7 protein-coding genes are annotated in these 6,716 nt (G+C 71.2%); 3 read left to right on the top strand and 4 right to left on the bottom strand.

All coding sequences use genetic code 11. The features are described 5' to 3' along the window. The first annotated feature begins 104 nt into the window (after positions 1–104). The gene (locus G6023_RS08410) at positions 105–1,445 is read left to right on the top strand and encodes a serine hydrolase domain-containing protein (RefSeq protein WP_182634971.1); all 1,341 of its coding nucleotides are present in this window, start codon (positions 105–107) and stop codon (positions 1,443–1,445) included. Between the two features lie 36 nt (positions 1,446–1,481). Here G6023_RS08410 and G6023_RS08405 read toward each other — a convergent pair whose 3' ends face one another. The 3 genes from G6023_RS08405 to G6023_RS08395 form a co-directional block, all read right to left on the bottom strand. Further along, positions 1,482–2,744 carry a deoxyguanosinetriphosphate triphosphohydrolase gene (locus G6023_RS08405; RefSeq protein ID WP_120286283.1) on the bottom strand — a complete coding sequence of 421 codons (1,263 nt, stop codon included), beginning with the start codon at positions 2,742–2,744 and terminating at the stop codon, positions 1,482–1,484. 77 nt (positions 2,745–2,821) lie between these two features. Then, positions 2,822–3,439, bottom strand: a complete 618-nt coding sequence (locus tag G6023_RS08400) for a YdcF family protein (RefSeq protein WP_096905743.1) — start codon at positions 3,437–3,439, stop codon at positions 2,822–2,824. Positions 3,440–3,497: 58 nt separating this feature from the next. Next, entirely contained in the window at positions 3,498–4,892 is a 1,395-nt protein-coding gene (locus tag G6023_RS08395) for a glycine--tRNA ligase (protein ID WP_182634969.1), read from the bottom strand. 187 nt (positions 4,893–5,079) lie between these two features. Here G6023_RS08395 and G6023_RS08390 point away from each other — a divergent pair, with 187 nt between their 5' ends. Both G6023_RS08390 and G6023_RS08385 read left to right on the top strand, forming a co-directional pair. Then, on the top strand, positions 5,080–5,448 hold the full coding sequence (locus G6023_RS08390; RefSeq protein ID WP_067719606.1) for an ArsR/SmtB family transcription factor: 369 nt from the start codon (positions 5,080–5,082) through the stop codon (positions 5,446–5,448). A 4-nt stretch (positions 5,449–5,452) separates the two neighbouring features. Further along, on the top strand, positions 5,453–5,887 hold the full coding sequence (locus G6023_RS08385) for a Fur family transcriptional regulator (RefSeq protein WP_119192832.1): 435 nt from the start codon (positions 5,453–5,455) through the stop codon (positions 5,885–5,887). A 46-nt stretch (positions 5,888–5,933) separates the two neighbouring features. On the opposite strand, the gene G6023_RS08380 is transcribed toward G6023_RS08385, so the two are convergent. Next, positions 5,934–6,716, bottom strand: a 783-nt coding sequence (locus G6023_RS08380) for an isoprenyl transferase (protein WP_187700062.1), incomplete at its 5' end; no start/stop codon positions are given.

Genomic DNA, 6,716 nt, shown 5'->3' with positions numbered 1-6,716 from the left:
CGGTGGCGGTTTCGGATCCGCCCGCGGCTTCGGCGGCGGCGGCCTCGGTGGCGGCTTCGGCGGTGGCTTCGGAGGCGGCGGCGCGGGCGGGCGGTTCTGACCCCATGACACGTCGTCGGAAAGCTCTCATCGCGGTGGTCGCGGTGGTCGCGCTCCTCGTCGCAGCCGTGGTCGCGGTGGGCGTCTGGTACCGGCCGATGATGCTCACCGGCACCGGGTACGCCGCCCACAACGCCTGCGCCCTGCACTACCTCGTGGGCCGCGAGGACCACGACACCGACCTCCCGCCCAATCCGCTGGTCCCCGTCATGCGGACGTCGGTCGACGAGGACGCCGGGACCGCGACCGCCTCGGTGCTGGGGGTGGGCTTCCGGCAGACCGCCCACGTCTCCGAGCACGGCTGTGCCCTCGGTGACCGCGCGGCGGGATCACAGGGCAGTGAGCCGCCCCCGTCGCTGCGCGGGGATGGCCCTCAGGGCATCCGCCTGGCAGAGGCGACCGACGCCCCGGACGAGGTCTCGTCGGCACTGGATGAGGCCGCGGCGCAGGAGGGGACGCGGGGCCTCGTCGTCGTCCATCGCGGCGAGATCCTCGGCGAGCGGTACGCCGACGGTTTCGGCCCCGACACCCGCCAGCTCGGCTGGTCCATGGCCAAGAGCGTCGCCGCCACCCTCGTGGGGCGCGCGCAGGTCGAGTTCCCCGACGCCGACCTCGACCCCGCCGCCACCGGCCTGCGTCCCGAATGGACCGACGAGCGGTCGCAGATCTCCCTGGACCACCTGCTGCGCATGACCTCCGGCCTTGAGTGGGACGAGGAGTACGACCTGGGCACGCCCATCACCCGGATGCTCTTCCTCGAACCCGACATGGCCGCCTTCGCCGCCTCCCAACCGGCCGCCCACGCCCCCGGCGAGTTCCGCCAGTACTCGTCCGGCACGAGCAACATCGTCTGCGACCTGCTGCACCAACGCACCGGGCTGGGGCCGGAGATGGCCGCGGAACTGCTCTTCCGCCCGCTCGGGATGCGCAGCGCAGTCCTCGAGGCCGACGCCTCGGGCGGATCGGTGTGTAGTTCGTACCTGTGGGCGAGCCCGCGCGACTGGGCGCGGTTCGGTCAGTTCGTGCTCGACGACGGCGAGGTGGACGGACAGCGGCTGCTGCCCGCGGGGTGGATGGACTACGCGACGACCGGGGTCCCGGCGGGCGGCGAGCCCGAACCGTACGGCGCCCAGTGGTGGCTCAACACAGCCGGAGACGGGACCCCGCTCCGGTTCACGGGCATGCCGACCGACGCGTTCTGGGCCTCCGGGCACGACGGGCAGTACGTCGTGGTGGTCCCCTCCGCCGACCTCGTGGTGGTCCGCACCGGCTTCTCCCCCGGCTCGACACTCGACGCGGTGGGCGTGGACCGGCTGGTCGGCGCGGTCGTGCGCGCGGTCGGCTGACGGGGGCCGGCGGTCGCGGGGGTGGGGGCGAGCTGCTCAGCCCCAGGCGGCCTGGATGCCGGCGCTCGCCCGGTCGACCCGTTCGAGCCGGCTCTCGGTGTACAGGGCGATCTGGTCGACGATCACCCGCATCCGCGCGGCGTCGTCCGGGGCCGAATCCCACAGCGGGCGCAGGACCGGGTCGAGGCCCGCGGGCGCGGACTGGGCGAGGAACTCCGCCACCCGGTGGATCCGGTCCCGCTGGCGGTCCTGCCTGAGGCGGTGGCCGGGGTCGCTCATGACGTAGCGCACCGCCATCGTCTTGAGCATCACCACCTCGGCCTCGACCTCCACCGGCACCTCGAGATCCGCACTGTAGCGGCCGTGCGGCCTGGCCCCGTGCACCTCGCGGGTGGCGTGGATGGCGGGCATGACGAACCGCCCGACCAGCTCACTGGTCAAGGCCTTGAGCGCCACGAACCCGGTGAAGCTCTCGGAGAACGGCTGCACGGCGCGGACCACCTCGAGCGCACCGAGACGCCCGGCGGCCTGCTCCAGCTGATCGGCGTCCGGACCGCGGAACTCCTCCGCGCCCAGTTCCGCGAGCGCGGCGACCTCCGACCGGTCGGACAGCGAGCGCAGGTCCAGCCGGCCGGCGACGATCGCGTCCTCGACATCGTGGACCGAATACGCGACGTCGTCGGAGAAGTCCATGATCTGTGCCTCGAGGCACCGGGTGTCCCCGGGAGCGCCCTGCCGGATCCACGCGAGGGTGTCCGCGTCATCGGCGTAGGCGCCGAACTTCCGCGTCCCCTCCCTCGGCAGCCACGGGTACTTGGTGGCGGCGTCCAGCGCGGCGCGGGTGAGGTTCAACCCCACCCCACGTCCGGAGGCGTCGACGACCTTGGGCTCGAGCCGCGACAGGATCCGTACGGTCTGAGCGTTGCCCTCGTAACCGCCGAACCCGCGCGCGACCTCGTCCAACGCCCGCTCGCCGTTGTGGCCGTAGGGCGGGTGCCCGATGTCGTGGCTCAGGCCCGCCAGGTCCGCCAGGTCCGGGTCGCACCCCAGCCCGGCCGCGATACTGCGGGAGATCTGGGCGACCTCGAGCGAATGGGTGAGGCGGGTCCGCGGGGTGTCGCCGTCCCCGGGGCCGACCACCTGGGTCTTGTCGGCGAGCCGGCGCAATGCGGCCGAGTGCAGGACGCGGGCGCGGTCCCGGTCGAACGGGCTGCGTTCACTCGCCTTCCCGCGGGCGCGGCCGGAACCCTCGTCGACCCGGCGCTCGGCGTCCGCGGCGTCGTACGCGTATCCCGTCATCCACTTCTCCTCCGGGCGTCACCGCCCCGTCATCCCTGCGGCCGGCCGCATCCGCTCGCGCGACCCGCCCCGGCGGTTCAGTCCGGGAAGTCCACACTGCTCCCGGCGAGCCGGTGGTACTGGTACCAGAGCACCGCGCCCGTCTCCCGGATGATGCCCATGATCTGGTTCTCCCGGGTCCACACCGCCGGCCCGTGGCGGGTCGGCGAGGTCCACGCGTCCAGCCCCGCGTCCCGCGCCATCATGCGCGAGCGATACGAGTGCGTGGGGTCGCTGACCAGCACCACCGACTGCCCGCCCTGGTCGCGCACGGTCTGCGCCACGGCGTCCAGACTGCCCTCGGTGTTGGTCCCGGTCTCCACCGCCAGGATCACCTCCGGGGGCACGCCGAGGCGGGTCAGATAAGCCCGACCCGACCCGGCCTCCGTGTACAGGTCACCCGGCTGGCTACCACCGACCGTGATGACCTGCGGCGCGACCCCCTCCTCGAAGAGCAGGGCCGCGTGCTCCAGCCGGGCCTGGAACACGGGGGTGGGGATGCCGTTGTACTGCGCCGCGCCCAGCACCACGATCGCGTCGGCCGGAGATCGATCATCGACACGCGCCACGGACCACACTCGGAACGAGATGAATCCGGGTATGACCAGGCACAACAGCAGTGCGATGGCCAGGAGCCAGCCGACGGCCCTGGACACCGCACGGACCGGGGACCGGGTTGTTCTACTCACCCGACCAGTGTGCCAGGGGAGTCCGTCAGCACCCGATCAGGCGCTGCGCGAGGTACCCCTCGACCTGATCGATCGCCACGCGCTCCTGCGCCATGGTGTCGCGCTCACGGATGGTCACGGCCTGGTCCTCGAGGGTGTCGAAGTCGACCGTGATGCAGAACGGGGTGCCGATCTCGTCGTGGCGGCGGTAGCGGCGACCGATGGCCTGGGCGTCGTCGAAGTCGACGTTCCAGTTCTTGCGCAACTGGGCCGCCAGGTCACGGGCCTTGGGCGACAGGTCCGCGTTGCGCGACAGCGGCAGCACCGCGGCCTTGACCGGCGCGAGCCGGCGGTCGAGCTTGAGCACGGTCCGGGTGTCCACCCCGCCCTTGGCGTTGGGGGCCTCGTCCTCCGTGTAGGCGTCGACGAGGAACGCCATGAGCGAGCGGGTCAGGCCGAAGCTCGGCTCGATGACGTAGGGGATGTACTTCTCGCCCGAGGCCTGGTCGAAGTACTGCAGGTCCTCACCGGAGTGGGTCTGGTGCTGCGTGAGGTCGTAGTCCGTGCGGTTGGCGACACCCATGAGTTCGCCCCACTCGTTGCCGGTGAACCCGAACTTGTACTCGAAGTCGATCGTGCCCGCCGAGTAGTGGGCGCGCTCGTCCTCCGGGACGTCGAAGCGACGCAGGTTCTGCGGGTCGATCCCCAGGTCCACGAACCAGTCCCAGCAGTCCTCGACCCACGTCGTGAAGTGCTCGTCCGCCTCCTCGGGCTTGACGAAGTACTCGATCTCCATCTGCTCGAACTCGCGGGTGCGGAAGATGAAGTTGCCGGGGGTGATCTCGTTGCGGAACGCCTTGCCGATCTGGCCGATACCGAACGGCGGCTTGCGACGCGCGGTGGTCATGACGTTCTTGTAGTTGATGAAGATGCCCTGCGCGGTCTCCGGACGCAGGTAGTGCAGGCCGGTCTCGTTGTCCACGGGGCCGAGGAAGGTCTTCATCAGGCCCGAGAACAGCTGGGGCTCGGTCCACTGGCCCTTGTTCCCGCAGTTGGGGCAGGCGATCTCCGACATCGGGGCCTCGGACGGGTGATCCAGCTTCTTCTTGGCGGCGTACGCCTCCTGGAGATGGTCCTGACGCAGCCGGGTGTGGCAGGACCTGCACTCGACCAGGGGGTCGGTGAACGTCTCGACGTGGCCGGAGGCCTGCCACACCTGGCGGGGCAGGATGATCGACGAGTCCAGGCCCACCACGTCGTCCCGGCCGGTGACGAAGGTGCGCCACCACTGCTTCTTGATGTTGTCCTTGAGCTCCACACCCAGGGGGCCGTAGTCCCACGCCGAGCGCGTACCGCCGTAGATCTCGCCACATTGGTACACCAGTCCTCGGCGCTTGCAGAGGTTGACGACGGTGTCGATGACGGAAGCTGAGGCTGCCACGTCGGGGGTTCTCCCTTGGTGAGTCGGTTGGCGGAGGCGTCGGGTGGACCACCTCGGCGCGGGCCGGCGCCCGGGCACTTTCACCAGGGTATCCGGTCGGCCCCCCGGGTCTGGGATACTGGGGTCCCCTACCCGATACGACGCCGGCGGCGACCGAGCCCGGGAGCGAGCCCGGAAGGTGGAGACGATGCACAGCGGACCCCGATCGACCGGATCCGACCCGGTCACGGACGTCCACGACGCCGACCACCGGGCCTCCCCGGTCCCCCTGCCGCCCGAGCGGGTGGTGTCCGCGGCCGGAGAACTGCTCCGGGCCCTGTCCGCCCCGCTGCGTATCGCGATCGTGCTGCAGCTCCGGGACGGTCCCCGGTGCGTGCACGAGTTGGTCGACGCACTCGGCGTCACCCAGCCGCTGGTCAGTCAGCACCTGCGCATCCTCAAGTCCTCCGGCGTGGTCTCCTCCCACCGGCAGGGTCGGGAAATGCGCTACGAACTATTGGACGAGCATCTGCTCGACATCGTCGAGGCGGCCGTCGGGCACGCCGGGGAGCAGTAGATCCATGACGACACCGGACAAGCCGATCGGCGTGCGGTCGACTCGCCAACGCAGCGCGATCTCCGCTCTGCTCGACGAGTCCAAGGGCTTCCGTTCCGCCCAGGACCTGCACGCCGAACTCCGCGAGCGCGGGGACACGATCGGGCTGACCACCGTGTACCGGACCCTGCAGTCGATGGCCGACGCGGAGGCCGTCGACGTGCTGCGGACCGACTCCGGGGAACTGATCTTCCGGAAGTGCTCCGACTCGCACCACCATCACCTGGTGTGCCGCGTCTGCGGGTTCACCGTGGAGGTCGAGGAGCCGGGGGTCGAGGTGTGGGCCCATCGCGCGGGCCGGGCACACGGGTTCACCGACGTCAGCCACACCGTCGAACTGTTCGGCCTGTGCGCGGAGTGCGCGGCGGGCCAGGCGGGCGGGGCTGGCCTGGCTGACTGACCGGGCGCGGCGGGCCAGGCGGGCTGACTGACCGGGCGTCCGAGTGTCAGGGGCTGGTGACGCCGCCGAAGCGCCGGTCACGCTCGGCGTACTCCAGGCACGCCGCCCACAGGTCGCGGCGGTCGAAGTCCGGGAACAGCGTGTCCTGGAAGACGAACTCGGCGTAGGCGGCCTGCCACAGCATGAAGTTGGACGTGCGCAGCTCCCCGGACGGCCGCAGGAAGAGGTCGACGTCCGGCATGTCCGGCTCGTCGAGGAACTGGGAGAAGTTGTCCTCCGTGAGGTCGTCGGGCGAGAGTTCGCCGGCGGCCACGCGGCGGGCGAAGTCGCGGGCGGCGTCGACGATCTCGGCGCGACCCCCGTAGTTCACGCACATGGCCAGGGTCATGACCGTATTGTCGCGGGTGAGCTCCTCGGCCTCCTCGAGTTCCGAGATCACCGACCGCCACAACCGGGGTCGCTGCCCCGCCCACCGGACCCGCACGCCCAGCGAGTGCATCTCGTCCCGGCGGCGGCGCAGGACGTCCCGGTTGAAGCCCATGAGGAACCGGACCTCCTCGGGACTGCGTTTCCAGTTCTCGGTCGAGAAGGCGTAGGCGGACAGGTACGGGATGCCCATCTCGATGCAGCCCTGGACGACGTCCATGAGCACGGCCTCGCCGCGCTTGTGCCCCTCGGTGCGGGGCAGACCGCGTTCCTGCGCCCAGCGGCCGTTGCCGTCCATGACCAGCGCGACGTGGCGGGGCACGAACTCGGCCGGGATGGCCGGCGGGCGGGCACCCGACGCGTGCGGGGTGGGTGGCCGGACCGTGGTCGACCGCGGGGCGGG

Origin of the sequence: Dietzia sp. DQ11-71 (genome assembly GCF_014144995.1) — a bacterium.
Lineage (GTDB): Bacteria > Actinomycetota > Actinomycetes > Mycobacteriales > Mycobacteriaceae > Dietzia > Dietzia kunjamensis.
Note: the sequence above shows the minus strand (reverse complement) of the source record. Positions and strands in the feature narration are given on the sequence as shown.

Bases quoted from the DNA above. Each gene is read 5' to 3' on its own strand.
- G6023_RS08405 (WP_120286283.1), bottom strand. From the start codon at position 2,744: ATGACGGGATACGCGTACGACGCCGCGGACGCCGAGCGCCGGGTCGAC.
- G6023_RS08385 (WP_119192832.1), top strand. From the start codon at position 5,453: ATGACGACACCGGACAAGCCGATCGGCGTGCGGTCGACTCGCCAACGC.
- G6023_RS08390 (WP_067719606.1), top strand. From the start codon at position 5,080: ATGCACAGCGGACCCCGATCGACCGGATCCGACCCGGTCACGGACGTC.
- G6023_RS08410 (WP_182634971.1), top strand. From the start codon at position 105: ATGACACGTCGTCGGAAAGCTCTCATCGCGGTGGTCGCGGTGGTCGCG.